Source organism: Campylobacter sp. FOBRC14 (assembly GCF_000287855.1).
GTDB classification, from domain to species: Bacteria; Campylobacterota; Campylobacteria; order Campylobacterales; family Campylobacteraceae; genus Campylobacter_A; species Campylobacter_A curvus.
The window spans coordinates 89,482-115,028 of record NZ_ALJJ01000014.1 but is presented as its reverse complement, the minus strand read 5'-3'; the positions used below and the strand labels follow the sequence as shown (position 1 = coordinate 115,028).

Below are 25,547 nucleotides of genomic sequence, written 5' to 3'. Positions count from 1 at the left end.
TTTACTCAAAAATCTTGATATTATCTTTAATCCTTCAAAAGCTTTTATTAGGGAACTTGGTGATGAAACTTTGGTGTCATTTGTGGATATGCAAAGTCTTAGCGAAGATGGATATATACAAAAACAGCAAATTAAGCCATTAGGTCAGCTGCGAAGTGGTAGTTATACTTATTTTGAGAAAAATGACATTGTATTAGCAAAGATAACACCTTGTATGGAGAATGGCAAATGTGCTTTTGCAGAAAATTTATCAACCGATATAGGACTTGGAAGTAGCGAATTTCATGTGCTAAGATGCAACAAAAATAAAATTTTACCAAAATTTCTATTTGGATTTTTAAATAGGCGAGATATTAGAGAACAAGCTGCCAAGCGTATGACAGGAGCTAGTGGACATAGGCGCGTTCCTATTGATTTTTATAAAAATTTAGAGATTTGTACTCCACCACTTGAAATTCAATCTCAAATCATAGCTGAATTTGAAATTTTAGAAGCACAGATCAAAGTACGAGAAACCAAGCTAGAACAAGCACAAAACGCTTATAGTAAAATTCTAAATAAATATTTATGAAAATTATCAAATTTAATAAATAGTAGAATTTGTAGTTTAGGTTAAATCTCAAGTATTAATTAAAGATACTTGAGATATATAAATTCTAGGTTTTTACAGCATCTCTATAAACGCCTCCAAGCGCGTTCTGATCTGTCCGGCGTCGCTTGGCGAGTAGTCGGTCTCTAGCGCCATGTATGGTGTACCGATCTCGTTGCAAGCGCGCTTCATATTTATCGTTTCGATATTATAGGTGTGACAGGCTTGTAAAACCACGTCTATGACGCCGTCCGCCTTATATTCCTTTATCATCTCTTGTATCACGCGCTCGCGGTCCTTGTTTGGTGACATTATGGAGCAAGGTATGTTCATATAGCGCTTTGCGATCGCCATCAAAGGCTCGTCTTCTTCGTTTATCAGGTTGGAGAAATTTTTACTTCCTGTGCAGTTTTCAAAGGCCACGACCACGCCGCCGGCCTCCTCGATAGGCGGCACGATCTTATCAAACATGCCACCGCTCGGACAGCCCGTGATGATGATGCGTTTGGCGCTTTTATGCACCGCGCTTTCGCCGTTTTTGACCATCTCTTCGAGCCTTTTTATGATGATCTCAAGGTCTTTTAGCTGCTCTTCTTTGTCAAAGATAAAGCCGTTGCCATATAAAATTTGATGTAGCTCTTTGCCGTTAAGAGGCGGTGGGACAAGCTTTGAAAAGCTTTGAAATTTATCCATCAGCTCGCGTTCTTTGTTGAAAATTTTGATCGCCTCTCGTAGCTCGTCGTCATTTACCGTAGTGCCAAATTTCTCCTCCAGCCTGCTTTTTAGCTTCGCGACCTCTTCACGCCAAAGCTCTAGGCTCTTTTCGTTTTTGACGTGAGGTAGGTGCATCACGTGGATGTCCTTAAATTCGCCCATCAGCTCATACATCTTTTTCTTGCCGTCACAGGTAGTTTCGCCGATTACTAAGTCGGAATTCCTCACAAACGGGCATTTACCGGCTCTTGCTAGCCCATAGCTTGCCTTTATCAGCGGGCAGAGATTTTTAGGCAGATATTTTTCGCCCTCCGTGACCGCCGCATCTCCTGTGGCGCAGACGCTCACACTGTATGCGCCGGCTGCGTGTATGACCTCGCGCGGCGTGTAGGTGCAAAATATCGCGGCTATATGCTTACCACTGTTTTTGACCTCTTCGACCGATTTGGCTAAATTTTGCTTTGCCGTATCGTAAGTAGCGAAAATTTCGCTCATACGCATATTTTCATTTAGTGCCATTTTCTCTCCTTTGATCTTTTGCGCCGATGAGTGCAGCGCCTATGCTTCCGCAATATATCGCATTTTCATGCGTCGCGACCTCGCTTTGTAAGGCTTTTTGCAAGCACTCTTTGACGTAAGAGTTCTTACTAAAGCCACCGCTTAGAAAATAAAGCGTATTGCTTTGTTTTTTGACTAAATTCGAGATTTTATTTACAGCCGAGTTTATGACGGCGTTTGCGATGTTTTCTCGTGAGATGTTTTGCGCGATGAGGCTTATTATCTCGGACTCTGCAAAGACCGTGCACATCGAGCTTATCGCGACCTCTTGGTCGAAATTTCGCGCCAGAGCCGTCAGCTCTTCAAAGCTAACTCCCAGGCGGTTTGACATCACTTCGAGGAATTTGCCCGTTCCGGCCGAGCATTTATCGTTCATCGTAAAGTCGCTGACAGCGCCGTATTCGAGCTTTATGGCCTTCGTGTCTTGTCCGCCGATGTCGATAACGGTGCAGTCTTTGCCAAAAAGATGGTGTGCGCCCAGGGCGTGACAGGTGATCTCGGTGATCGTTTTATTGGCGTATGGCACGCTCACGCGACCGTATCCGGTGGCTACGAAAAACGTCTCTTTTAAATTTAGGCTCTTGATCTTTTCAAATATATCTTTAGCCGTTTGTGCCGTACTCCAGCCCGTTGGCATGATGAAAAATTCTAAAAATCGGCTCTCGTTCGTGTCAAATACCGCGACTTTTGCGGAGGTAGAGCCTATGTCGATGCCGACTGAGTGCATTTTTGATCCGTTGTAAGGGTGTTTCTAAACTTAGAACTGCGGGAATTTTACATTTTTTAGGACGCTTTGTCAATAAAATTTCGCTCCTAAATTTGTAGGATCGGGCAAGGATTTTGCAGGATCGTTCTACCTTGAAATTTTAAAAATGGATATAATTCAAAGACTTTATTTAAAAAGCGTTGATATCAAACTCTAGCGCTTCACAAATCTTACTCGCTCCACAAGGTGCCGAACATGTAGCACGATTTTTTGCTTCGACTTCGTCTTGCAACTGCGAGCAGACAGCGGTCAGCTACTGCTTCCCTCAAAATCGGCGGCGTCTGCTTGCAGTTGCGAAGCAAAATAGTGTCGCTGCATAAGATTTGACTACGCTAGAATGTTTAAAATTTCAAATCCAATACTTTTTAAAATAGAACTAATTTAAATTTAGGAGTGAGCTTGCCGTCTCAAAGACTATTTTCCAGTATCGACCTTGCAAAGCTGTTTTTGCCTATCGTGATCGAGCAGTTTTTAGAATACACCGTGGGGCTGGCTGGCTCCATAATGGCCGCTCACGTGAGCGAAAGCGCAGTCTCGGCGGTATCGCTGGTCGAGTTTGTGATGGCGCTGTTTATCAGCGTGTTCTCGGCTCTTGCTACCGGTGGTGCGGTCATCGCCGGGCAGTATCTTGGCGATAAGCAGATAGGAAACGCCAGAAACGTCACGGATCAGCTCGTCTGGTTTAGCCTCGTATTTTCCGTAGCGGTGATGATCTTGCTTTATCTTGTGAAAGATTTGATGCTTGATTACGTTTTTGGCGACATCACTGAGACGGTCAGGCAAAATTCCAGCCATTATTTTTTATTAGTGCTTCCTTCGCTACCTTTTTTGGCGCTTTATGCTTGCGGTGCGGCGATATTTAGGACGATGGGGAACTCCAAGCTGCCGATGTATATCATGCTTGTTATGAATATAACCAACGTCATTTTAACAGCCATTTTTATCTATGCTTTTAAATTCGGCGTCTTTGGCATCGGCGCGGCCGCTTTGATAACTAGGGGTCTGGCTTGCTTCATCGTTATTTACTTGCTTTTAGACATCAAGCTGAAGCTTCATATAAGAAAGACGCTAAGGCATAAATTTGACCTTGCGATGATAAAAAGGATCTTGAGTATCGGCATGCCTTATGGCTTTGAAAACGGGATGTTTTACGTGGGTCGCATCATCGTTTTGAGCCTAGTTACTATGTTTGGCACGGCAGCTATCGCAGCAAATGCCGTTGGCGGGACGATCGCGATGTTTCAGGTGCTACCCGGTATGGCGATCGGCATGGGCCTGACGGTCGTCATCTCGCGCTGCGTGGGTGCGAGCGACTACGAACAGGCGAAATTTTACACCAAGCGCATAACCGCGATAGTCTATGTGGCACAGTTTGTAAGCTGTGTCGTCGTTATATTGCTGCTTGAGCCTATATTGAATTTATACGCGCTTTCTAACGAGGCTCGCGCACTCACCGCACAGATAATCTGGTGGCACGGCGCGATGACGATCGTATTTTGGCCATTGGCCTACACGCTACCAGTTGTCTTTCGTGCTGCAGGAGACGCGAAATATCCGATGATAGTCAGCATCGTCTCGATGTTTGTTTGCCGCGTGGCGCTAGCTTATGTCCTTAGCCTCACGCTTGGGCTTGGTATGATGGGTACGTGGTTTGCGATGTTTGTTGATTGGATCGTGAAAGCGGCGATATTCGTTTATAGGTATCTTAACGGCAAATGGATGGAATTTCGAGCGATCTAGGGGCAAAATTTAGATTAAGAGTGGCTTTATAACGAAGTTTTGATTTTAAAATTTGGTTCTAATTAACGCTCGCTTCACTTTTGCTTGCAGTTGCAAACGCGTATCGTGAAGCGTCTTGAAAAGCTGTGAGATGAAGTCGAAGCAAAAAAAACGGTGGCGACAGCATCGCTTCACAAGGTTTTTACAGGGATGCCATTCCCCTGCTTTGAAATCTGAAAATCAATGAAATATTGCAACAGAGCCATTTATTTCCCCAAAAAGCCTCAAACCAACACTTTGTTAAAATTCAGGATAAATTTCACTTCTCATATTGACAAGTTTAAAAATTTAATTGTATAATCCGTCGAAATTTTTAAACAGGAGAACGTATGAGCCAACAAACTATGAACTATCTGCGTGATTGTCTGCCGATATTTGAGATGCTAGGCGATGAAAACCGCCAAAATATCGCTATTTTGCTCTTTGCAAACGACCGCTTAAACGTGGGTGAACTAACCGATATGATCCACCTCTCTCGCCCAGCCGTCTCGCATCACTTAAAGCTGATGCTATACGCTGAGCTTGTCGAGGTCGCACAAGAGGGCAAGGAGCGATACTACCGCCTAAAAGCCGAGGCGACGCTACAACGGCTAAAAAATTTAACCAATTCGCTTGAAAATGACATCAAAAACAGGGAAAGTAAATGAAAAATATCGTAATGCTAGGCGGCAACGGCTACATCGGACGAAACGTCACAAGTCTATGGCTACAACGCGACTTAGAGGCGAAATTTTACGTGCTGTCTCGCTCGGGCAAAAATAAGCTAGAAAATGAACGAATAACAAATATAGCCGTTGATGTGACGGACGCAAACGCCGTTTTGGCGGTGCTTCCTGAGATGGTTGATTGCATTATTGACTTTGTCGGGCATCCAGCGAAGGATGCGGCAGAATTTATCCGCGCAAACGACCTACCAGCCAAGGCAATGCTAGAAATGGCAAGGGCTAAAAAAGTGCGTGCAATGGGCTTTATTGGCGGGGCATTAGGACCAAAGAGCTTTACCGAGGGCAAGGTGCGACTGGCCAAAATGCTAAGCGATAGTGGCATCCCAACCGCTGTCGTCTCGCCTACGCTGGCTTATGGCAACGGCAGAAATGACGCTATGAGCAAGCTCGTGCCGTTGCTTAAATTTTTGGGGCTGTTTTCAAGCAAATTTAAGCCCGTACTTGTTGATGATGTGTCAAAAGAGCTGGTCGATAAACTGACTAAAATTTAAGGCTTTGTTTTAGCTTTCAAGAGCAGGGGTATGGTATCCCTGTAAAAACTCTGCTAGCAAGCTTATCGTCGCTGATTTTTTACATATGCTCTCAAGGAATTCTCGAGCAGCGTTTGAATAGGGAGTTACCGAAGTGTCCCTTTGGGCTACGAGCAAGCGAAGCAAAAAGATTTCTTTGAAACGCTATTCGCGTCAGCCCTCTCTTTGGAGCGAGTAGGGTTTCAAGGAAATCTCCTACGATCCCTGTTACTGATTTTTCTGTCTCGCGTTGCTACTCAAAACACTTGTTCGCGTTTTTCATTTTTAAGACGCAACACTCCACTATGGGGGCGCTGAGTACGTTTTCCCTACAAGCAGAGCATTGCAAACGCGTATCGTGAAGTAAAAATCGGTGGCGATAGCGCCACATCATAAATTTCACTACGCTCAAACGTTTAAATTTATGGAATCATATTTGCAGTGACCTTAAACGGGAAATTTAACTAGCCCGTTCGATGATTTCTAGCGTTTTTAAGCTGTCTTTTATCGTCGCACTTTCTTGCTCGCCGCCATTTAGTAGATGAACAAAGCTTTCAAGCTCGCTCGTTAGCGCATCGGCGCGCTTTACAAAGCAGTTTTGCACGCGGTAAGAGTTCGCGTCAAATTCAGTGAATTTAACGAGCGTTTGAGCTAACATATCCGCCTCAAAATACGCTGTCTTGCATGCTACTTCGATCTTGCGTTCTCTTTTTGGCGCAAGCCAGCTCGTGTTTATGGAAGCTAAAATTTCGCCCTCCAGCAAAAATGATAAATTTGCATTATCTTCAAATTTAGCACGCAGCTTTTTTGAGCTCATCACGCTCATATCTTTTATCTCTTTTTGGCTCAGGTATCTTATGAGATCGATGTCATGCACGGCTAGGTCGGTGAGTATGCCCACATCTGCGATACGCTGCGGAAACGGCGCATTTCTCGTGATTTGGATACTAAAAATTTCCTCATTTGCAAGTTCGTTTTTTAGCGCGACGACAGCGGGGTTAAACCGCTCGATATGCCCGATTGCTACCTTTAAATTTAGCTTTTGCGCCTCGTCAAGTAAAATTTGAGCGTCAGCCGCGTTTGAGGCGACCGGCTTTTCTACCAGCAAATTTACACCCTTTTGCATGCATTTTAGCGCGGCGTCCTTGTGTAGCGATGTTGGCGTGGCGATGATTGTGGCATCAAGTGGCTCGCTTGCGAGCATTTCGTCTAGGTCGCGGTAAAATTTAGGAGCTAAATTTTGCTCTTTAAACGGCTCACAAAGCACCGTCACATCGGCGTCCGATATACATGGGTCGCACACGGCGGCAAGCCTTACGCCAAAGACATTTTGCAGTGCGCGGAAGTGATTTTTACCCATCACGCCAAGCCCTACGATAGCAAATTTAAGCATTATTCACGACCTCGATGACCCTTTTTTGCTCCTGTTCGCTCAAAAACGCCGACATCGGCAGAGCCATTATATCTTCGCTCACACGCTCGCTCACGGCAAAGTCGCCACGCTCGTAGCCAAGCGGCGTGAATACCTCTTGCAAATGTAGCGGCACAGGGTAATAAACCCCTGTCGGCATGCCCTCACGCGCGCATGCTTCAAGCATTTTTTGCCTGTCTTTGACGCGGATGCAGTATTGCGCCCACGCCGAGATGTTGCCTTGTGCGACGAATGGTGTAACGACGCCGCGTAAATTTTCGTTGTAAATTTTGGCGATCTCTTGGCGTTTTTCTATCTCGGCTGCCAGATATTTTAGCTTTACATTCAGCACCGCGGCCTGGATCGCATCGAGCCTGCCGTTTATACCGATATGCGTGTGGATGTAGCGGCGCGTCTGACCGTGGTTTAGCAGCACTCGCATCTTCTCAGCCAGTGCGTCGTCGCTCGTAAATATCGCGCCCCCGTCGCCGTAGCAGCCAAGCGGCTTTGCCGGGAAAAACGAGGTCGTGGCGATTTCGGAAAGATTGCAAGACATGCGCCCGTTTTGCTGCGCGCCAAAGCTTTGCGCCGCGTCCTCGATGACGGTAATACCGTGCTTTGTTGCGATCTTATTTATCGCCGTCATATCCGCCGCCTGACCAAAAAGTGATACCGGCACGACCGCCTTCGTGCGCGGCGTGATCGCCGCTTCGATTAAATTTGTGTCGATATTGTAAGTCCTCTCGTCGATGTCAACAAATACGGGCTTTGCGCCGATAAAGGCGATCATCTCGGCTGTCGCGATAAAAGTAAATGGCGTCGTAATGACCTCATCGCCCGGCTTTATATCAAGTGCCATAAATGCGAGCAATAGCGCGTCCGTGCCACTGCTGCAAGCGATCGCGTGCTTCGCGCCCGTAAATTTAGCCAGATTTTCTTCCAGCTCGCCGACCTTGCCACCGATATAGACGCCGCTATCGAGCACCTCGTGGATCTGCGCGTCGATCTCGCCTTTATACGCTTCATACTGCGCTTTTAAATTTATGAAATTCATCTTTGCCCCCCTTGTTTTATGAATTTTGGATTATACTACGATTTGCTTGAAATTTGGCTACGATGTCAATTGAAAATTTACTGCCGTATAATAAATTTAGGCTCTTTTTTATAAGGTGTTGATATCCTTAAACGAACGCTTCGCAAATCTTATTTACTCCACAAGGCGCCGAACATATAGCACGATTTTTGCGGTCAGTCTTGCGACTTCCCTACCTCGTAGCGAAGTCTCGTTGCGAACGCGAAGCGCGAAGCAAAAAATCGGCGGCGATAGCGTCGTTTCATAAGATTTGACTTCGCTTAAATTTTAAAAAAAACTAATATTTTGTCATAAAAGAGCCTAAATTTATGACGACGAGGGTGATAACGGGAAATTTATAAAATTTTTAGCTTAAATTGTTAATATCATTGATAAATTTCAACTAAAAGGACGGAACATGATTTTAAAAAATGGATTAAAACTGGCTCTTGCAGGCTGCTTTATAGCATTGCTGGCTGGCTGCGCGACGGAGTCCTCTAGGACTATCGAAGCCCCGAAAGTAGCCTCTTTTGGCACGCCGTATAACGGCACGAAAGTCGCGGTCTCGATCGGACGCTTCAACAACCAGTCCTCCTATCAAAACGGCATATTTTCAGACGGCGAGGATCGTCTGGGCAACCAAGCTCAAAGCATCTTGATGACTGACTTGCAGCAAAGCGGGCGCTTTTCGGTGCTTGATCGCACGAATATGAAAGCCATCAAAGAAGAAAGCACGATCAATAAAAAAGCGCAAAATTTAAAAGGCGCAAAATACGTCATCACGGGCGATGTGACAGAATTTGGTAGAAAAACGACGGGCGATCATCAGCTCTTTGGCATCCTTGGCAAGGGCAAGACTCAAACCGCCTACGCGAAGGTAAATTTAAACGTAGTCTCAGTCGATGACTCCGAGGTTGTATTTTCGGTGCAAGGAGCAGGCGAATACGAGCTCTCAAACAGAGAGATCATCGGCTTTGGCGGCACTGCGGGCTACGACTCGACGCTAAATGGCAAGGTGCTTGGCCTGGCTATAAGAGAAGCCGTGAATAACCTCGTAAACGGACTTGAAAGCGGCGCATGGCAGGCAAAATAGCTGAAATTTTAAATTTTAAAACGCTTTTCGCGCTCGCTCTTGGCGTTTTTTTAGCAGGCTGCGGCTCTGAAAGGCCAAAGCCGCTTTATTATTGGGACGGCTCTTACTCAAGCTCGCTTTACGAATACATGAGCGAGACGGGCGATGTGAACGAGCAAATAGGCGCGCTTGAAAATTCCATCCAAAAAGCCTACGAAAACGCTCAAAAAGTGCCTCCCGGACTTTACGCGCATCTTGGGCTTTTATACGCAAATAACGGCGATAACGTGAAGGCGAATATAAATTTCGACAAAGAGATAGAAAATTTCCCGGAGTCAAAAGAGTATATAACGTTTTTACGTATGCACGGTGCCAAAAAAGCAGCTAAAAAAGGCGATAAAAATGAAAAATAACGTTAGAAATATATTTTTAGCAGCCTTTGTCGCGATGTTTTTTTCAGCTTGCGCCGAGCCTAAAATTTACGATTATTCAGCACTTTTGCAAAGCAAGCCAAAGTCTATCTTGGTGCTGATGCCAACTAATGAGACGACAGAGATAAACGCCTCGCCTGCGGTGCTGGCAAATGCAGTCAGGCCGCTGGCAGAGGCCGGGTATTATGTATTTTCACCGGCTCTTGTAAATGACACTTTCAAGCGAAACGGCATATATGAGGCCGACGAGATCGCTAAAATTTCACTGGCTAAGATCAGGCAGATCTTTGACGCTGATGCCGTGCTTTACATGCACGTGACAAGATACGGCACGAACTACGCGGTCGTTTCAAGCAGCACCGTCGTATCGGTAAGCGCCTCTTTGATCGATGCAAGGACCGGCACGAAGCTCTGGGAGGGTTCGGCCAGCGCTAGCGACGATCAAAACAGCGGCAACGGCGGCGGACTGCTCGGCATGCTGATAACTGCCGCCCTAAATCAGATCGCAAACACGGTCGCTGACAAGTCCTACGACCTATCCGTCAGTGCGGACGCTTATTTGTTCGCTACGGGCTGCAACGAGTGCATACTTTACGGGCCGTATTCGCCTAAATACGGGCAAGACCCTCAGCTTGCTAAATAACGAAGCGGCCAGTCCGCTTCAAATTTAAAATTTAAGGGCGAAATTTGAGCGAATTCGACGCATTGAAGGCGAAATTTGACACCATAGACGCGAATTTAAAGAGGCGCTACGATCTTCATCGCCTGATAAGGCGTGTGGGCACCGTGTTTTTGCTTTGCTCGTTTATGCTCGGTTCGTTCGTATTTTTCTTTTTAGAGGACTTAAACGCGCCTTCTTTTATCTCTTGTATCTTTATGATCGCAGCTTTTGTCATTAGCGGCGTATTTGCGTCAAAGTCCGTAAAAAAGCATAAAATAAAGCGATACAGTAGGCTTTTCGTGCAAAAGCCGCGCCTTTCTTTGGCTGTTTTTGCGCTTGAAAATTTCATCGTTTTTGCATTTTTTGTGTTTCTTGTCTGCATTTTTATCGTTTCTGGTATGAATATCTCGATAAATAGCGAGGTCGGGGTCGTATTTGAAATTTTAGTTTTGCTTTGGCCGCTGTTTTTTGGGGTATTCCTTGTTTGCGTTTTTGCGAACAAAAGTATGTTTTGCTTCGATGAAAATTTCGTATAAAACTGATCTCTTTGGTACCATAATAACTCTTGCAGGTGGCATTTTATGGGGTTTTAGCGGAGTTTGCGGGCAGTATCTTTTCTCTCAAGGCATCAGCGCCGACTGGCTCGTGCCTTATAGACTGCTGATATCAGGTGCGATTTTAGTCGCGTTTTATCTGCTTAAAAGCTGGGAAAATGCGCTCGCACCGCTAAAAGATCTGCGCCTTTTGCCTCAGCTTTTCATCTACGCCTTGCTTGGGCTCATGATGACGCAGTATAGCTACTTTTACTCGATCGAGCTCTCAAACGCCGCGGTAGCTACGGTCATACAATACACCGCCCCCGCTCTCATCCTAGCAGTCGTTTGTATAAGGCAAAAAAGAGCGCCGAAGATAAACGAGCTAGTCGCACTCATCTTAGCCATGCTAGGGGTCGTCATCTTAGCCACTCACGGAGATCTAGGCTCTTTAGTGATCTCGGCTAGGGCCTTGTTTTGGTGCTTGGTGAGTACGGTTTGCGTTTGCGTATATAACCTCGCTCCCGCAAAGCTAAACGCAAAATATCCGGTCGTGCTCGTGCTTGGCTGGGGTATGGTGATCGCGGGCGTGGTTTTGTGCGTTTTTATGCGAGTTTGGCGGCTTGAAGTAGCGGCCACAGCGCAACAATGGCTGGCATTTTGGGCGGTCATCACGCTAGGCACGATATTTGCGTTTAGTTTTTATATGATCGGTGTTAAAACTATCGGAGCTAGCAAAGCAAGTCTAATTGCTTGTATAGAGCCCGTGAGTGCGGCGTTTTTCGCGTATTTTTGGCTGGATACGCAGTTTGTATTTTTGGATTTCGTAGGATTTGCGCTTATCATTTGCTGCATATTTTTACTGGCTAAAAAGCAAAATTCTTGATGCCTAAATCAAAGGAAATTTATGATCTATCTAGCACAAACTGATACGACGGCAGGGTTTTTGAGTAGGGATTTTGGTGAGATCAACCGCGTTAAAGAGCGCCCGCTTGAGAAACCTTGCCTTATAACGACCTCTAAATTTAGCGTCTTGCAAACCCTCGTGCGAGTGCCGTCAAAATTTAAAAACCGCGTCAGAAAGTCGAGAAAAACCACGTTTTTGTATCCGAATTCAAAGGCGATCAGGGTCGTGAAGGACTGTCGGCACGCGAAATTTTTAGATATGCACGGCTGGCTTTACTCTAGCAGTGCGAATTTAAACGGAGCTAAATTTGACGAGAGTTGGGCCAGAAGCGTCGCAGACGAGGTCGTCGACGAGGAATTTCACGAGAGCGTAGCCTCTAAAATTTTAAAAGTTTCGATACGAAACATCAAAAGGCTAAGATAATTATATTAAATTATCCTTAAGCAAAAAAATATTATAGCCGTGCTAGTATTTGACTATAAATTCACCTCAAGGAGCATTTATGAGCGAATACGTAAATAAAATTTTGGAAGGCTTGAAAAAGTCTAACCCGGGCCAGGATATCTTCATCCAGGCGGCGACCGAGGTGCTTCATAGCCTTGCTCCGCTTTTAAGCAGGGAAGAAAAATACCAAAAACACGCGATCCTGGAGCGCATCACCATCCCCGAGCGCGCGGTGCATTTTAGAGTGACATACATAGACGATAACAAAAACGTTTGCGTGCATAACGGCTGGCGGATACAGTTTAACTCCGCTATCGGCCCGTATAAGGGCGGCCTGCGGTTTCATCCCAGCGTCAATGCCGGCGTGCTGAAATTCCTAGGCTTTGAGCAAATTTTTAAAAATTCGCTAACCGGAGTAGCCATAGGCGGCGCAAAAGGCGGTGCGGACTTTGACCCAAAAGGCAAGAGCGACCGCGAGATAATGAAATTTTGCCATTCGTTCATGGATGAGCTATACCGTCATATCGGCAACACCACCGACGTTCCGGCCGGCGACATAGGCGTGGGCGGACGCGAGATAGGCTATCTTTTCGGTCAGTATAAAAAGCTAACGGGCAGGTTTGACGGGATTTTGACCGGCAAAGGACTGGGCTGGGGCGGCAGCCTCGCCAGGACGGAGGCTACGGGATATGGACTCACGTATTTTACCGAGCAGATGCTAAAAAGAGCCGGCCTTGGGCTGGAGGGCAAGAAGTGCTGCGTCAGCGGCTCGGGCAACGTCGCGATATACACGATAGAAAAACTTTACCAAGTAGGCGCGCTGCCTATCACGGCATCGGACTCCGGCGGCTTTATCTATGACGAAGAGGGCATCGACGTAGCGCTCATAAAAGAGCTAAAAGAGCTCAAGCGTGCGCGCCTAAGCGAATACGTCAAATTTAGACCGCATGCTAAATATACGCCGATCGAGCGGTATCCTGCCGGACGAAACGGCGTGTGGAGCGTGCCTTGTGACGGAGCTTTTCCTTGCGCGACGCAAAACGAGCTGAATTTGGCCGATATCAAGACCCTTTACGCAAACGGCTGTCGCTTCGTGAGCGAGGGTGCGAACATGCCAAGCACGCTTGAAGCGATGGAATTTATGCTTGGCAAAAAGGATTTTTATTTCGCTCCCGCAAAGGCTGCAAACGCCGGTGGCGTCGCGACTAGCGGGCTAGAGATGATGCAAAATGCCGGCATGGACTCATGGAGCTTTGATGAGGTCGATAGGCGCTTGCAGGGCATAATGAAGCACATTTTCGAGCTTTCTTATGAGACGAGTAAGGAATTTGGCGACGAGGGCAATCTGGTGCTAGGCGCGAATATCGCGGGCTTTAGAAAGGTCGCCGATGCGATGATAGATCAAGGATATGTCTAGGAAACGATGGCGCGCTTCATGCTTGGCGCGCCTTTTAAAATTTTGCATGAAATTTCACTCCGCGATGATCTTTTTATAGTTGCTCCATATCGCGTTATCTTCGCTAAAATACGACAAGATCCCTTTCGCGTATCTATCGAAGGGATTTTGCTCTTTATGAAGCTTTAGCCTTTGGCGAAATTTTAGATCGTAGCTGTTGTAGATTGCGGAGTATGGCACCGGGAAATCCGAGCCGTAAAGCAGCTTTTCATGCACGCTCGTCTCTTGGCTTAGATGCCTTAGTACCTTGGCGCGAATCGGCGTTAACAGCGCCGAAACGTCGGCGTAGAGGTTATCGTGCGTTTTTAAAAGCTCCAAAAGCGCGAAGTATTCTTTGTTGAAATTTCGAGGATTTTTGGAAAGCGATCTAAAGATATGCCTGCCCTCATAGCCAAGCGCCATGTGCGCGCAGATCGTTTTGACGCCTATTTTTAGGGGATGATAGAGCATGCTTATCTGCTCGCAGCTTTTATCGGAATTTACCGAGCTTTCGCTGCCGATATGCACCACAAGCGGCAGATCAAGCTTCTTTAGCTTTTCAAAATATGGCGTGAATCTATCCTCTCTCGTATCCACGCCCCAGTAATTTTGCAAAAATTTCGCCCCCTTAAAGCCTTTTTCGTAGTAATGATCGATGAGATCAAGCGCGTTTGGGCGCAGAGGGTTGATGGAGAAAAACGGCACGATGATGTCTTTGTTTTGCTCGTAAATTTCTAAAACATCGTCGTTTGAGGCGCAGACTGTTTTGTCTTTGTGCAAAATTTCGCCTTTTTCATTGACCTTCGCATCTACGCCAAAAAGCACGATCTTGTCCATAAATTTCGAGCTCCTGACGTTTCTTACGAGCCCAGCTTTATAGGACTCGTAAGGATTTTCGTAAAGCTCTTTTGCGTTTAGGCCGAATTTCTTGGCAAAAAGCGTTATGGCGAATTTGTCGAAAATTCTATCGAATTTCACTTCGCTACTAAGCAGATGCGTGTGGATATCGACAGTTTTCATCGCTCGCCTAAAAGTGAGACCGCTAGGCTTTTTGCGCCTTTGAAATCGACCTTGCCGCTTCCAAGCATCGGCACGTCATCGACTAAAAACACATAGCTTGGAAACATTATAGCAGGTAGATTCGAGCTTTTTAATACCTGCTCGATGTCCTGCGGTGCGCTACTTTGCTTCACTAAAAGCGCGACGGCCTCGCCCTTTTTATCGTCAGGGACATTTACCGCCGTAAAGACCGCCTCGCCACCAAGCACCTTAGCGATCTCCTCCTCGACGCTTCCTAGACTTATCATCTCTCCGCCGATCTTAGCAAAGCGTGAATATCTATCGACGATACTGACAAAGCCGTTCTCATCGACGTGCCCCTTATCGCCTGTTTTGTAGTATCTGATGCCATCTATCACGGCGATGACTTCGTCAGTTTTCTCTTCGTCGTTTAGATAGCCCTTCATCACCTGTGAGCCGCCTATGATGATGAGACCGTCCTCGCCGACGTTGAGCTCTTCAAGCGTATTTGGATCGACGATCTTTATGATAGTGCCCGGAAGTGGCAGGCCTACGGAGCCGGGCTTATTGAAGCTTAGCTCCTTAAGGCTCTCTTTTTCAAGGATATTTGGCATATTCACGGCAACGACTGGTGCGGTCTCCGTGGTGCCGTATCCCTCGAAAATTTCGATCCCGAATTTTAGTTTGAATTCATCTTTTATCTCTTTTTTGAGCTTCTCGGCTCCCGCTACGACCATTCTCACGCTTTGAAACATCAAAGGAAGCAGCTTTTTGTTTTTAGCATAAAGCCTAAAGAACGTCGAAGTGCCAAAGAGTATGCTGACGTTGTGGCGTGCGGCCATCTTGCCTATCATCGCGCCGTCTGTGGGATCTGGCACACTTACCATCTTTACGCCCTCGCAAAGTGGCATGAGCGTGGTCACGGTTAGTCCAAAGGAGTGAAATATCGGCAGAGAATTTAATATCACGTCATCTTTTCTGAAATTTAAAAGCTCGCTTATTTGCTTGATGTTTGCCAGTAAATTCTTGTGGCTTAGCTCGATGCCTTTTGGCTCTCCTTCGCTACCGCTACTAAATAATATAGTCGCCGTATCTTGCAGGCTGACCTTTTTGAAATTTAGCGCCTTGATGAGCCAAGCCGGAGCTAAAAGTGCCGTTAGGAGCGAGCCGAATTTCGCCGATTTTGAAATTTGCTTGCTTAAATTTTCCACGTAGCGCACCTTGCCATCAAGCGAGCTTTTAAAGTCAAACCCCTTTGCCGCAAGCTTTTCTACGAATTTCTCCGACGTGATGACCTGGCTGATGTCAGCCTTTCTTAGAGCTGCGCTTATGGCTTGTTCGCTTAGCGTGTAGTTGAGATTTATAGGGACTTTGCCGATGACAAAGAGCGCCATATTGACGATCGCACCCACAGATGAGCTAGGCAGCAAGACGCCCACATGCTTCTTGCCTGCTAGCTCGCGTTTTAAAATTTTAGCGAAAACCAAAACGGCGGTTATGAATTTTAGATTGCTCAAATTTACGCCGATACTGTCTACTACGCACTCTTTAAAGAGGTCTGATTTTGCCATTTCAAGCCAGTGATGAGTGAGTGGCTTTTGATTTTGTATGAAATTTTCCCACGACGAGAAGCTGAGCTCAACTACTTTTTGCTTCATCTGCACATTGTCGATGAAGTGTCTTATAGGCTTTCCAAAGGCTACGATGATCTCTCTTTTGCCCCTTTTTCTAGTAAGCTCTTTGTAAAATTCACTCGCTCTTGAAAAACTCGAACCCCAAAGCCCCCTTAGATAAAACGGCACGATGCAAATTTCCTCAAGCTCCCTTATGACTAGCTCAAAGCCCTTTTGAAATTCATTGATCTGGCCGTTGTAGCTGATGTGACCTTCGGGGAATAGCGCGACTACTTCGCCGTTTTTTAGATGCTCTCTTATCAGCTCGATGGACTCTTTGCTAGCACCAGCGCCTATCGGGATCACTTTAAAAAATTTAAATATCCAGCTTAGATACCATTTGTTGTAGATGCCTCGATACATCACGAATTTTATCCCTCTTGGGCTTGCTATTTGAAGCACGAGCCAGTCTATCCAGCTGATGTGGTTGCCAAGTAGCAGCGCCCCGCCGCTTTGAGGTAAATTTTTGAGCCCTTCCACGTGGAAGCGGTAGTTCGTCTTTAAAATAGGCATCAGCAAAAGTCTGGTAAAAAGGTGCGGAAGCTGCAAGATCGCATAAAGACTACCTATAAAGCAAACGAATGCGGCAAAGATGAAAAGCCCGGTAGTTGAAATTTGAAGATAAACCAGCGCGATACTAATCAGCAAGAAAAGGATCATCGAGATGTTTTGCAAGAAGTTGTTCCCCGCCATGATCTTGCCCATCGTTTTATCCGGCGCGAAGTATTGGATCGTCGCGTTAAGCGGCACGATAAAAATTCCGCCGAAAAAGCCAAACGCAAACGAGCAAAGCGTGACTGATAGTATGCTCGAGCTCGAGCCAAAGAAAAACAGCGATAAAAATATGCCAAAAGCACCCACCGGCACTATGCCAAGCTCGATGTGAAATTTACTCATCGCACCGGCCGTATATGAGCCCGCGATGATGCCTATGGCGCTCACTGCCAAGATGGCTTGTATCGCAAGGGCGTTGTCGTCGTTAAATATCATCTTGTAATGAGCCGGGAAGGCTGCGATCACTACCTGTGAAACGCCCCAAAACACGCTAAGCCCGATGATGCTAAGCCAGATGTTTTGATTTTGCCTTATGGCGCTTAAATTTTCTTTCAGATAGGAGAGCTTGAAGTATTTTTTAGCGTCGAATTTCTCTTTGAACTCAGCCTCGTTAGCCTCTATAAACGGCAGCTTGTAGGCAAAAAACGCCTCTAGCGTACTAAAGACGACTAGCAAAATTCCTATCATGTAGATGCTTGAAAGTATCTGCGAAGGATCGTCCGAGTGAGCGTATGAAATTTCAAAAACGTATGAAAACACGAACGAGCTAAAGAGTATCGCAACGATGGTGAGCGCTTGTATGATGCCGTTTGCCATGCCTAAATTTTCGGTACCGACGAGGGATTTTACGATACCGTATTTTGCAGGCGAATATATCGCGCTTTGAACCGCTAGTATGAACGTCATCAAGAATGCGACCTCAAAAAGCCCGGCCAAATAGCTAAAAAGTATCGCCACGCTTATCGCTACGCCTGCTAACGCGGCAACTCTGATGACCCTTGTTTTTGAGTATTTGTCGTTTATGAAGCCGGAGGGAGAGAAAAGCAGTATGAAAGGCAGCAAGATCATTGCATTCACCGCTGCGGTCAGGACGACTAGCGTGTCGCCTTCGTAGGTTTTTAAAAGCACGTTTTGGATCGTGATCTTGTGCGCAAGATCGATGCTTGCGTTTATGAACGCGATGGCAAGATACGGCAAAAAGCCCTTTATGGCCAGCAAATTTTTCATTTCGTTTCCTTTTTATAAGTATTTAATGTATGCATGTTTAGGATGTAAGGCTTTACGATGAGTAAGATGTCAAATAGATGCTTTAGCGTCTCATTCGTGCCTTTTGTCGAGTTTTTGAGCGAGTCGATCGTCAGCGCGACTTCGTCTTTTGAAAGCTGCTGCGCTAAATTTACGTAGGCTTTGATGATGCCAAGTTCGCTCTTGCTAGAATTTACGATGATAGATAAAATTTCTCTTTCTTTGCCTGTGAATACGCCGTCTCTTGGCATCAAAAATCCATCTTCGACCAGCTTTGAAATTTCATCTTTTGAGATCTTAAACTCGCCGGCAAGCTCGTCGATGCTATAAATTCTCGTAAAATTTGCGCCCATTATGAGCTCGAGCGTCTTAAAAAGCGTCTCGTAGGGGTTATTCATATCAAAGCTTGGATGGCTAAAAAGCGCCTTTATCTGAGCGATCGAGGAGTTGAAATTTATCTGAAGGTATTTGATAAATTCGATGATCTGCACGCATTTTTCCTCGTATAGATAGAGGTTTGGCTTTGGTTTGTCAGGCTCTGGCAGCAGTCCCTCTTTCACGTAGTAAAGGATCGTGGACTTGGGAGTGTCGCTTTTTTGTATGAGCTCGTTCATCTTTAGCATTTGCGGATCTCCTTTTTTTGAAATTTCGTGAAATATTACACCGGTTTAGCTTAAAAAAGTGTTAAGTGACACTTTACACTTTGTGAGATAATCAAAAATATAAACGCCATGTAAAAATATAGCCCAAATTTTATATGCGAACAAACGATAAATTTCTAAATTTACCTTTTTATCATACTTTTATATAAGCAAATATATAATTTTAAAAATATAAAACACTAAATTTTAGGAGAAAAAGAATGAATAAAATTCTTAAATTTACGTTGGTGTTTGCGCTTTTTGCATCGTCTTTGTTTGCCGAGCGCACCATAACAGATCAGCTTGGCAGAGAGGTGAAGCTACCAGATGAGGTCAAACGCATAGTCGTCTTGCAACACCAAAGCCTAAATGCGCTAAACGAGATAAACGCGATGGATAAGGTCGTGGGCGTTTTGCAAAGCTGGGAAAAACAGCTTGGCAAAGCCTATCTCAGGCTAGCTCCAAGCCTAAAAGATATGCCGACTCCGGGCGATCTAAAAACGATAAATTATGAGGCGGTGTTAAAGCTAAAGCCTGATGTCGTCATCGTCACAAACTACATCGCAAAAGATCAGCTGGCAAAAATGGACGAGCTGAAAATCCCGGTCGTTGGCGTGAGCTTTCAAAAGACTGATAGCAGCGTCAAAGACAAGCTAAATCCTACCTTCAAAGATGACGAGGTAGCCTACACAGAGGGCTTTTATGAGGGCATAGAGCTACTTGGAAAGGTCGCAAACCGCGAGAAAGAGGCTGACGAACTCATCAAATATGTCAAAAAATCGCAATCAGAGCTAAAAGCCAAAATGACCGGCCTAAAGAGCGCCAAAAGAGTCAAAATTTACATGGCAAATTCAGACTTGCACACCTATGGAAGCGGCAAATACACGGGAATTTTCTTTGAGCGAGCAGGTGGAGAGAATGTAGCCAAAAAGGACATCGTAGGAGCTAAGCAAATTTCAGCCGAGCAGCTTTTGGCTTGGGATCCTGATATGATATTCGTCCAAGAGCGCTTCCCTCAAGTGCCAGCCGAGCTGAAGGACAACGCCGCGCTTAAAAATTTAAAAGCGATAAAAGATGACAAAATTTTCATGATGCCCGAATACGCAAAAGCTTGGGGCTATCCGACAGCCGAGGCGATGGCGCTTGGCGAGGAGTGGCTGGCTATAAAGCTTTATCCACAGCTTTTTAACGGAGTGGATTTTGACAAAAAAGTAGAGGATTTTTACCACAAATTTTACAGAACGTCGTATAAATAATGCCTCTAATCTTGATCGGTATTTGGGTCTTGCTCTGTCTGGCTTCGCTGATGAGCGGGCAATACTCGCTAAATTTTCACGAGCTGGCTGAAATTTTGATGCTAAATTCCAGCGACCAGACAGCAAACAGCGTCGTTTTTGACATCAGGATCCCGCGGATATTGCTATCTAGCCTTTGCGGCGGGATACTGGCACTTTCCGGTCTTAGCCTGCAAGCGGTGTTTAAAAACCCACTCGTAGGCCCTCATATCATCGGCGTCAGCACTGCAGCGGCTTTTGGCGGTGCGCTTTGCATTTTGATAGGGCTTTGGAAATTTTACATCGTCGCGTTCGCCTTCCTTTTTGGGCTCGTAGCGCTTGCGATGCTTTATTTCATAGCTAAATTCATCGCCCGCGCCGACGTTTTTTCACTCATTTTAGCAGGCATCGTGATAAACGGCGTATTTGCCGCACTAACTAGCCTCGTGCAGTATCTAGCCGACAACGAAGATGTGCTGCCAAACATCATCTACTGGCTGCTTGGAAGCTTCGTGAGCGCTAATTACGACAAGCTGATCCTGATCGCCATCGTCTCGGCACCTTGCGTTTTGTTACTTTTGCTTATTAGATATAGATTCAACCTGCTTAGTCTAAACGACGAAGATCTAAAGGTGCTTGGCGTCAATATCACTCTGCTACGCTCATTTATCCTGATCGTTTGCACGCTTTTGATAGCCGTTCAGGTCAGTGTCAGCGGCAATATCGGCTGGGTCGGGCTGGTCGTGCCTCACATCACGAGACTCATCTGCGGCAGCGACCACGTCAGATCGATGCCAAACTGCTTCATCATCGGAGCGATATTCATGCTTTTTGTGGACGATCTAGCTAGGAGCATCAGTAGCTCCGAAGTACCGCTTAGCATACTTTGCGCGCTTATCGGAAGTCCGATATTTGCGATTTTACTAAAAAGGAGCGCGGGTGGAAGATCTGCTTAAGATAAAAAACGCCGCGTTTTATTATGAAAGCGGTAAATTTCTATTTCGCGGGCTAAATTTTAGCGTCAAAAGGGGCGAAATTTTAAGTATTTTAGGGCTAAACGGACAGGGCAAAAGCACTCTGATGTTTTGCATGATGGGAGTTTTTGCATTAAAAGAGGGCGAGATAAGCGGGAAGGCTAAATTTGCATTTTTGCCTCAAAGCTTTAACGTCGCGTTTGATTATAGTGTCTTGGATATCGTTTTGATGGGGCGAATACGTGAAATTTCGATATTTTCAAAGCCTAGTGCAAAAGATATCGAAATTTGTAAAAATTGCCTTGATATGCTTGAGATCTCACACCTCATCAAAAAGAGCTTCAACTCGCTTTCTGGCGGTCAAAGACAGCTCGTGCTCTTTACTAGAGCGATCGCCAGCAACAGTGATGTACTATTTTTGGATGAGCCCACATCGGCTTTGGATCTTAAAAACCAAGACCGGGTCCTAAGCCTCATCAAAAATTTAAAAGAGCAAAGCCAAGCGAGCATAGTTTTTACGACTCACCAGCCAAATCACGCGTTAGCCGTCGCAAACAACACGCTCATACTAAAAAACGACCTAAGCTATGAATTTGGCAAGAGTCACGATGTGCTAACGGATGAAAATTTAAGTTCGCTTTACGACGTAGATGTAAGGACGATAAATTTTAGCCTAAACGGCGCGCAGATCCCCAGCATAACGCAAATTTTTACAACGCAAAAGAGCTAGGCGTCGTTTGCGTTGCTGTAGGTTTACTCGTCTTTAAAATAAGAAGATGACGACGCGTCGCTGTTTAATAAAAAACGATACAAAGTGCCCGTGTGATCGCGTGCTTGTTCTAAATTTTGTAAAATTTTGACCAAGATCGGCAGTACTTTCTCGTCCTTTTTTAAAAGCTTGTTCGCCTTTTTAAGAGTGCTGTTGCTCGCTTTTAGCTCGACATACTGCGTCCACCACCACTTTGCGCTCTTTCCGTTAAATTCGCTGTTTTTATCGATTTGATCTTTGAGGTCGATTATTTGGTTCGTGAGAGCTAAATTTTGCTTCCTCAAGGCCTTTAGCTCCTGCGTTTGTCTAAGAAATTCTTCATCCAGCTCCCTGCTCGCCCAAACACGAAAGAATTTCGCCTCCTTACCATGGATGAAAAAGCCTAAAAACTCGACGCCTCTTAGCGTCCATTTTATGATCTCTTGACGTTTGCCGCTAGCGTGATCGTAGCTTTTGAAGTAGTGGATGCCAGGAACGAGTTCGTCTGAATGTTTGTGCCTAAGGTAGGCCAGGGTTTGATCCGTAGTGCTAAATTTTATCGCCGCTTCTTTGCTGGTAAAAGTTATAGAGTTCGTGATTTGCATGATTCCGCCTTTAAAATTTTATCTTTAAAAGCGGAATTGTTTTTGATCGTTTGCCTAAAGTGTCTTTAAGACCAAGTGGGCTACATGCCCAGTGTGGCTGAAATGATCGAAATTATCGCTAGTATGTCCATTTGATCTCCTTTGATTTGTCGTTAGCAAAGCTAAACTAAAAATGCGTTCGCTTGCAAAAGCGATGATTCATGAAGCCTTGTTAGGTTTCAAAACTCGGGTTTGCGTCATGCTACTTAAATTTATCGTAGCACTCGTTTGAGCTCAATTTTAGTGTATTTTGGCAAACTAATCTAAATTGAACAACGTCGCTTTTAAAAGAACTTTACAGATTTTTTCTGTATCGTGGCTGGTATTATAGAGATTATTTCTTGTAATGTCAAGCAATATCAAGATTATTTATATATAGGTGTAAAATTTATACAGAGTTTTTCTGCATAAGCGGTAGGTTTAAGAGGTGTTTTTCAGCGCTCTTTTTGAAGCTCGGAAATAATTTGCAAAAGGGTATTTATCTTTTCGACTTTGTTTTTTAATTCATGATTTTCTAGTAGCAAATCAAGCGTTTTTATAGTATGTTCGGGCAGATTATCGGCGTTTGCGACCCATTTTTGCACAGCCGTTATATGTATCCCCAGCCTTTGAGCCAGTTCTTTTTGCGTGATGCCAAGCTCTGCGCAGACTCTTTTTACGATATTTTTCTCTGCCATCGTTTCGTCCTTATATTTTATTTCCCATTACACATCACTATTTTATACGTATGATTTCTTGTTGTTTAAATCCAAATCAATTTTATGGTGTGTAGTGATTACAGGGAGTTTATTAGTAGAAGCTATGCGCTCGTCGTAAGCAGTACATATCGTAATATTAATTTAATTTATAACGCTTCGGCTATAAAATAATAAAAGTGAAATTTCCTTTGTAATAGAATTTTCACATATTATCTAAAAATACTTAAAGAGCGCTTGAAAAGGCAAATTTAGTAGTATAAGTTTAAATTTAATATAATCTCTCAAAAGGACGCGTATGAAATTTTTAAACACTTTTTTTATCGGGATATTATTTGTCTTGGCTCCCGTTTTTACGTTATTTGTGGGGCTTAAGAACAACTATTTCGCCCATTACGGCGTAAATGAATATTTCAATACGATCTTTGTCGATAACGTGCCGTTTTTATGGCTCGTTCCGCTTTATTTCATATTTGGCTACGCGATGTTTTACGGGCCGTTTAGGAAAATTTTCAGAGGCTTTTATGCGTTGCTTTTACTAGCTTGCGCCCTTAGCTGGTATCCAAAATTCGGGCTTTTGCTAGGGGAGAAAATCTTTATGAGCGAACCTTATGAAAAAGATATCTCCGTAGCCAAGGACGGCACGCACATACTAAATGGACGCGACGTTTATGTCGGGCGAGATAAAATTTATTTTTTGCTTGATGGGAGCGACAAGGTCATAAAAATCCCCAAATAAAAATTTTAACGGAATTTTACTTTTGTTTGGTTACAATACGCGTAAAATTTTAAAGGTTTAAAATGCGTATAAAACTACCACATGTCCCGTATATCGCACATAAAATAGCAATCGATCTTTTAAATTGTGGCTTTGTGAAATTAAATAAAGGCGTCGAGCCGATAGTGGCTAAAGCGAGTGAAATTTTGACTGCCGACGTGCAAAAAGAGCGCGCCCTTGAAGAGCGAGTGAACGAGCTGCTAGAAAAGAACGAGGACGAGATGCAAACGATGCAGATCGATCGTAAAAATATGTTCTGGCTCATAAAAAAGAAGCTTGCAAACGATTTTGGCGTGATTTTGACGCATGAAGATAGATTTAGCGACGTGGCGCACAAAATTTTAGAGGCCACTTGGAAAAGTAGCCTTATCGACTACAACGTATCTGAAAACCGCGTCAAAAACGTGATCTACGGCTCTATCGACGAGTATTTGAAAATTTATGAAAAGATAGAGGACGAGGTGCTTGAAAAGATCGATAATTACAAGCGCAAACTCATCCCTGGCACCGAGGAATACGATCTGGTATTCGAGCGGCTCTATCAAGACGAGCTTAGAAAAAGAGGCATGCTTTAATGAACGCTTATATCTATATCGAAAACGGCGTGTTCTTGCAGGCTAAGGCCTTTGGCGCACCTGGTGAATGCGCCGGCGAGCTGGTTTTCAACACCTCGATGACAGGCTATGAGGAGATAATGAGCGATCCAAGCTACGCTGGGCAGTTTATCGTCTTTACCATGCCTGAGATCGGTATCGTGGGCATAAACGACGATGATATGGAGAGCTCTAAAATTCATGCAAGCGGCGTGATAATGAGAAGTTATAACGACGATCCCTCAAACTACCGCTCGCAAAGATCCTTGGGTAAATTTTTTGAAGAGCAGGGTAAATTCGGCGTTTATGATATAGACACCAGGTTTTTGACAAAAATGCTTCGCGACGAGGGGGCTTTGATGGCCTATATCTCGACGCAAATCAGCGATAAAGCCGAGCTCAAGCGCCACCTAGAGGCAAGCAAGCGCATAGAAGAGATAAACTACGTAAAAACTATCAGCGCCATAAACGAATACGAACACAAAAACGCCGCCTGGGACAAAGGTGCGCAGACGTATAAACCGCTAAAAAGCATCGGTAAAAAGATCGCAGTGCTCGACTTTGGCGTAAAGCGAAACATATTAAACGAGCTTTGCGAGATAGGGCTTGAGGTGATCGTCGTGCCACACGATACTAAGGCCGATACGCTCATCGCTAAATTTAAAAGCGGCGAGATAAACGGCGTGTTTTTATCAAACGGGCCCGGCGAGCCAAAGAGCCTGAAGTCCGAGATCGCCGAGATAAAAAAGATGGTGGAGGCTAGAATTCCTATTTTTGGTATCTGCCTTGGTCATCAGCTGTTATCAAATGCGATGGGCTATGAGACTTATAAACTGAAATTCGGCCAGCACGGCGCAAACCATCCTGTGCTGAATTTAGAGACCAAAACCATAGAAATAACCGCGCAAAATCACAATTACAACGTACCAGAAAGTATCGCTCAGGTCGCTCATATAACGCACAGAAACCTCTTTGACGACACGATCGAGGGCGTGAGATACAAGGAGTATCCGGTATTTTCGGTACAGCATCACCCAGAGGCCAGTAGCGGCCCTAACGAAAGCAAATATATATTCAAACAGTTTTTACAAATTCTTTAAA

Annotated in this window: 26 protein-coding genes; 17 read left to right on the top strand and 9 right to left on the bottom strand. The window is 44.9% G+C overall.

What is annotated here, in order from left to right; all coding sequences use genetic code 11:
- Positions 1-571, top strand: a 571-nt coding sequence (locus HMPREF1139_RS07265) for a restriction endonuclease subunit S (protein WP_156795029.1), incomplete at its 5' end; no start/stop codon positions are given.
- Positions 572-664: 93 nt separating this feature from the next.
- Here the strand turns inward: HMPREF1139_RS07265 and HMPREF1139_RS07260 are convergent.
- Both HMPREF1139_RS07260 and HMPREF1139_RS07255 read right to left on the bottom strand, forming a co-directional pair.
- Positions 665-1,822, bottom strand: coding sequence for a double-cubane-cluster-containing anaerobic reductase (locus tag HMPREF1139_RS07260; protein WP_009650723.1), 1,158 nt, complete (start codon positions 1,820-1,822; stop codon positions 665-667).
- Positions 1,809-2,588: an acyl-CoA dehydratase activase gene (locus HMPREF1139_RS07255; RefSeq protein WP_009650752.1), complete on the bottom strand. Its 780-nt coding sequence runs from the start codon at positions 2,586-2,588 to the stop codon at positions 1,809-1,811. The genes HMPREF1139_RS07260 and HMPREF1139_RS07255 overlap by 14 nt, the downstream gene beginning before the upstream one ends.
- A 438-nt stretch (positions 2,589-3,026) precedes the next feature.
- Here HMPREF1139_RS07255 and HMPREF1139_RS07250 point away from each other — a divergent pair, with 438 nt between their 5' ends.
- The 3 genes from HMPREF1139_RS07250 (at position 3,027) to HMPREF1139_RS07240 (ending at position 5,622) form a co-directional block, all read left to right on the top strand.
- Entirely contained in the window at positions 3,027-4,367 is a 1,341-nt protein-coding gene (locus HMPREF1139_RS07250) for an MATE family efflux transporter (RefSeq protein ID WP_009650706.1), read from the top strand.
- Between the two features lie 368 nt (positions 4,368-4,735).
- Positions 4,736-5,053, top strand: coding sequence for an ArsR/SmtB family transcription factor (locus HMPREF1139_RS07245; protein WP_009650686.1), 318 nt, complete (start codon positions 4,736-4,738; stop codon positions 5,051-5,053).
- Positions 5,050-5,622: an NAD-dependent epimerase/dehydratase family protein gene (locus HMPREF1139_RS07240; protein ID WP_009650688.1), complete on the top strand. Its 573-nt coding sequence runs from the start codon at positions 5,050-5,052 to the stop codon at positions 5,620-5,622. The genes HMPREF1139_RS07245 and HMPREF1139_RS07240 overlap by 4 nt, the downstream gene beginning before the upstream one ends.
- A gap of 478 nt (positions 5,623-6,100) precedes the next feature.
- Here the strand turns inward: HMPREF1139_RS07240 and HMPREF1139_RS07235 are convergent, their stop codons facing one another.
- Both HMPREF1139_RS07235 and HMPREF1139_RS07230 read right to left on the bottom strand, forming a co-directional pair.
- Entirely contained in the window at positions 6,101-7,033 is a 933-nt protein-coding gene (locus HMPREF1139_RS07235) for a Gfo/Idh/MocA family protein (protein ID WP_009650707.1), read from the bottom strand.
- Positions 7,026-8,105 (bottom strand): DegT/DnrJ/EryC1/StrS family aminotransferase, encoded by a 1,080-nt coding sequence (locus HMPREF1139_RS07230; RefSeq protein ID WP_009650693.1) that lies wholly within the window; start codon positions 8,103-8,105, stop codon positions 7,026-7,028. The genes HMPREF1139_RS07235 and HMPREF1139_RS07230 overlap by 8 nt, the downstream gene beginning before the upstream one ends.
- Positions 8,106-8,541: 436 nt before the next feature.
- On the opposite strand from HMPREF1139_RS07230, the gene HMPREF1139_RS07225 reads away from it, so the two are divergent.
- The 7 genes from HMPREF1139_RS07225 (at position 8,542) to gdhA (ending at position 13,588) form a co-directional block, all read left to right on the top strand.
- A complete protein-coding gene (locus HMPREF1139_RS07225) occupies positions 8,542-9,216 on the top strand; it encodes a CsgG/HfaB family protein (RefSeq protein ID WP_009650664.1) in 675 nt (224 codons plus the stop codon).
- A complete protein-coding gene (locus HMPREF1139_RS07220) occupies positions 9,201-9,608 on the top strand; it encodes a DUF4810 domain-containing protein (protein WP_009650685.1) in 408 nt (135 codons plus the stop codon). The genes HMPREF1139_RS07225 and HMPREF1139_RS07220 overlap by 16 nt, the downstream gene beginning before the upstream one ends.
- On the top strand, positions 9,598-10,269 hold the full coding sequence (locus HMPREF1139_RS07215; protein WP_009650699.1) for a DUF799 domain-containing protein: 672 nt from the start codon (positions 9,598-9,600) through the stop codon (positions 10,267-10,269). The genes HMPREF1139_RS07220 and HMPREF1139_RS07215 overlap by 11 nt, the downstream gene beginning before the upstream one ends.
- Before the next feature lie 44 nt (positions 10,270-10,313).
- Complete coding sequence (locus HMPREF1139_RS07210; RefSeq protein ID WP_009650655.1) at positions 10,314-10,823, top strand: hypothetical protein; 510 nt, start codon at positions 10,314-10,316, stop codon at positions 10,821-10,823.
- A complete protein-coding gene (locus HMPREF1139_RS07205) occupies positions 10,807-11,706 on the top strand; it encodes a DMT family transporter (RefSeq protein ID WP_009650703.1) in 900 nt (299 codons plus the stop codon). Before HMPREF1139_RS07210 ends, HMPREF1139_RS07205 begins: the two co-directional genes overlap by 17 nt.
- A gap of 21 nt (positions 11,707-11,727) precedes the next feature.
- On the top strand, positions 11,728-12,150 hold the full coding sequence (locus tag HMPREF1139_RS07200) for a hypothetical protein (RefSeq protein WP_009650724.1): 423 nt from the start codon (positions 11,728-11,730) through the stop codon (positions 12,148-12,150).
- A gap of 79 nt (positions 12,151-12,229) precedes the next feature.
- On the top strand, positions 12,230-13,588 hold the full coding sequence (gene gdhA, locus HMPREF1139_RS07195) for an NADP-specific glutamate dehydrogenase (protein ID WP_009650722.1): 1,359 nt from the start codon (positions 12,230-12,232) through the stop codon (positions 13,586-13,588).
- A gap of 54 nt (positions 13,589-13,642) precedes the next feature.
- On the opposite strand, the gene HMPREF1139_RS07190 is transcribed toward gdhA, so the two are convergent.
- Genes HMPREF1139_RS07190 through HMPREF1139_RS07180 form a run of 3 tightly spaced genes read right to left on the bottom strand, consistent with a single transcriptional unit; the run spans position 13,643 to position 18,722 of the window.
- A complete protein-coding gene (locus tag HMPREF1139_RS07190; RefSeq protein ID WP_009650726.1) occupies positions 13,643-14,626 on the bottom strand; it encodes an amidohydrolase family protein in 984 nt (327 codons plus the stop codon).
- Positions 14,623-18,081, bottom strand: coding sequence for an acyl-[ACP]--phospholipid O-acyltransferase (locus tag HMPREF1139_RS07185; RefSeq protein ID WP_009650681.1), 3,459 nt, complete (start codon positions 18,079-18,081; stop codon positions 14,623-14,625). Before HMPREF1139_RS07185 ends, HMPREF1139_RS07190 begins: the two co-directional genes overlap by 4 nt.
- Positions 18,078-18,722 (bottom strand): MerR family transcriptional regulator, encoded by a 645-nt coding sequence (locus tag HMPREF1139_RS07180; protein WP_009650709.1) that lies wholly within the window; start codon positions 18,720-18,722, stop codon positions 18,078-18,080. The genes HMPREF1139_RS07185 and HMPREF1139_RS07180 overlap by 4 nt, the downstream gene beginning before the upstream one ends.
- 239 nt (positions 18,723-18,961) lie before the next feature.
- Here HMPREF1139_RS07180 and HMPREF1139_RS07175 point away from each other — a divergent pair, with 239 nt between their 5' ends.
- From HMPREF1139_RS07175 to HMPREF1139_RS07165, 3 genes are read left to right on the top strand one after another with little or no spacing between them, the layout of a single operon-like run.
- Positions 18,962-19,996, top strand: a complete 1,035-nt coding sequence (locus HMPREF1139_RS07175) for an ABC transporter substrate-binding protein (RefSeq protein ID WP_009650695.1) — start codon at positions 18,962-18,964, stop codon at positions 19,994-19,996.
- Positions 19,996-20,970 (top strand): FecCD family ABC transporter permease, encoded by a 975-nt coding sequence (locus tag HMPREF1139_RS07170; RefSeq protein WP_009650689.1) that lies wholly within the window; start codon positions 19,996-19,998, stop codon positions 20,968-20,970. The genes HMPREF1139_RS07175 and HMPREF1139_RS07170 overlap by 1 nt, the downstream gene beginning before the upstream one ends.
- The gene (locus HMPREF1139_RS07165) at positions 20,954-21,718 is read left to right on the top strand and encodes an ABC transporter ATP-binding protein (RefSeq protein WP_009650753.1); all 765 of its coding nucleotides are present in this window, start codon (positions 20,954-20,956) and stop codon (positions 21,716-21,718) included. The genes HMPREF1139_RS07170 and HMPREF1139_RS07165 overlap by 17 nt, the downstream gene beginning before the upstream one ends.
- Before the next feature lie 23 nt (positions 21,719-21,741).
- On the opposite strand, the gene HMPREF1139_RS07160 is transcribed toward HMPREF1139_RS07165, so the two are convergent.
- Complete coding sequence (locus HMPREF1139_RS07160) at positions 21,742-22,341, bottom strand: hypothetical protein (RefSeq protein WP_009650719.1); 600 nt, start codon at positions 22,339-22,341, stop codon at positions 21,742-21,744.
- 473 nt (positions 22,342-22,814) lie between these two features.
- Entirely contained in the window at positions 22,815-23,057 is a 243-nt protein-coding gene (locus HMPREF1139_RS07155) for a helix-turn-helix domain-containing protein (RefSeq protein ID WP_009650702.1), read from the bottom strand.
- A 316-nt stretch (positions 23,058-23,373) separates the two neighbouring features.
- Here HMPREF1139_RS07155 and HMPREF1139_RS07150 point away from each other — a divergent pair, with 316 nt between their 5' ends.
- The 3 genes from HMPREF1139_RS07150 to carA all read left to right on the top strand — a co-directional run bounded on the left by HMPREF1139_RS07150 (position 23,374) and on the right by carA (position 25,546).
- Complete coding sequence (locus HMPREF1139_RS07150) at positions 23,374-23,814, top strand: hypothetical protein (RefSeq protein WP_034966307.1); 441 nt, start codon at positions 23,374-23,376, stop codon at positions 23,812-23,814.
- Positions 23,815-23,876: 62 nt separating this feature from the next.
- Positions 23,877-24,428: a DUF507 family protein gene (locus HMPREF1139_RS07145; protein WP_009650666.1), complete on the top strand. Its 552-nt coding sequence runs from the start codon at positions 23,877-23,879 to the stop codon at positions 24,426-24,428.
- Positions 24,428-25,546, top strand: a complete 1,119-nt coding sequence (gene carA, locus HMPREF1139_RS07140) for a glutamine-hydrolyzing carbamoyl-phosphate synthase small subunit (RefSeq protein ID WP_009650697.1) — start codon at positions 24,428-24,430, stop codon at positions 25,544-25,546. Before HMPREF1139_RS07145 ends, carA begins: the two co-directional genes overlap by 1 nt.
- Position 25,547: the final 1 nt, after the last annotated feature.

Coding starts and splice junctions, on each gene's coding strand:
- HMPREF1139_RS07260 (WP_009650723.1), bottom strand. CDS start 1,822: ATGGCACTAAATGAAAATATGCGTATGAGCGAAATTTTCGCTACTTAC.
- HMPREF1139_RS07145 (WP_009650666.1), top strand. CDS start 23,877: ATGCGTATAAAACTACCACATGTCCCGTATATCGCACATAAAATAGCA.
- HMPREF1139_RS07240 (WP_009650688.1), top strand. CDS start 5,050: ATGAAAAATATCGTAATGCTAGGCGGCAACGGCTACATCGGACGAAAC.
- HMPREF1139_RS07170 (WP_009650689.1), top strand. CDS start 19,996: ATGCCTCTAATCTTGATCGGTATTTGGGTCTTGCTCTGTCTGGCTTCG.
- HMPREF1139_RS07160 (WP_009650719.1), bottom strand. CDS start 22,341: ATGCAAATCACGAACTCTATAACTTTTACCAGCAAAGAAGCGGCGATA.
- HMPREF1139_RS07200 (WP_009650724.1), top strand. CDS start 11,728: ATGATCTATCTAGCACAAACTGATACGACGGCAGGGTTTTTGAGTAGG.
- HMPREF1139_RS07220 (WP_009650685.1), top strand. CDS start 9,201: ATGGCAGGCAAAATAGCTGAAATTTTAAATTTTAAAACGCTTTTCGCG.
- HMPREF1139_RS07225 (WP_009650664.1), top strand. CDS start 8,542: ATGATTTTAAAAAATGGATTAAAACTGGCTCTTGCAGGCTGCTTTATA.
- HMPREF1139_RS07185 (WP_009650681.1), bottom strand. CDS start 18,081: ATGAAAAATTTGCTGGCCATAAAGGGCTTTTTGCCGTATCTTGCCATC.
- HMPREF1139_RS07155 (WP_009650702.1), bottom strand. CDS start 23,057: ATGGCAGAGAAAAATATCGTAAAAAGAGTCTGCGCAGAGCTTGGCATC.
- HMPREF1139_RS07180 (WP_009650709.1), bottom strand. CDS start 18,722: ATGCTAAAGATGAACGAGCTCATACAAAAAAGCGACACTCCCAAGTCC.
- HMPREF1139_RS07255 (WP_009650752.1), bottom strand. CDS start 2,588: ATGCACTCAGTCGGCATCGACATAGGCTCTACCTCCGCAAAAGTCGCG.
- HMPREF1139_RS07190 (WP_009650726.1), bottom strand. CDS start 14,626: ATGAAAACTGTCGATATCCACACGCATCTGCTTAGTAGCGAAGTGAAA.
- HMPREF1139_RS07175 (WP_009650695.1), top strand. CDS start 18,962: ATGAATAAAATTCTTAAATTTACGTTGGTGTTTGCGCTTTTTGCATCG.
- carA (WP_009650697.1), top strand. CDS start 24,428: ATGAACGCTTATATCTATATCGAAAACGGCGTGTTCTTGCAGGCTAAG.
- HMPREF1139_RS07205 (WP_009650703.1), top strand. CDS start 10,807: ATGAAAATTTCGTATAAAACTGATCTCTTTGGTACCATAATAACTCTT.
- HMPREF1139_RS07230 (WP_009650693.1), bottom strand. CDS start 8,105: ATGAATTTCATAAATTTAAAAGCGCAGTATGAAGCGTATAAAGGCGAG.
- HMPREF1139_RS07235 (WP_009650707.1), bottom strand. CDS start 7,033: ATGCTTAAATTTGCTATCGTAGGGCTTGGCGTGATGGGTAAAAATCAC.
- HMPREF1139_RS07215 (WP_009650699.1), top strand. CDS start 9,598: ATGAAAAATAACGTTAGAAATATATTTTTAGCAGCCTTTGTCGCGATG.
- HMPREF1139_RS07245 (WP_009650686.1), top strand. CDS start 4,736: ATGAGCCAACAAACTATGAACTATCTGCGTGATTGTCTGCCGATATTT.
- HMPREF1139_RS07150 (WP_034966307.1), top strand. CDS start 23,374: ATGAAATTTTTAAACACTTTTTTTATCGGGATATTATTTGTCTTGGCT.
- gdhA (WP_009650722.1), top strand. CDS start 12,230: ATGAGCGAATACGTAAATAAAATTTTGGAAGGCTTGAAAAAGTCTAAC.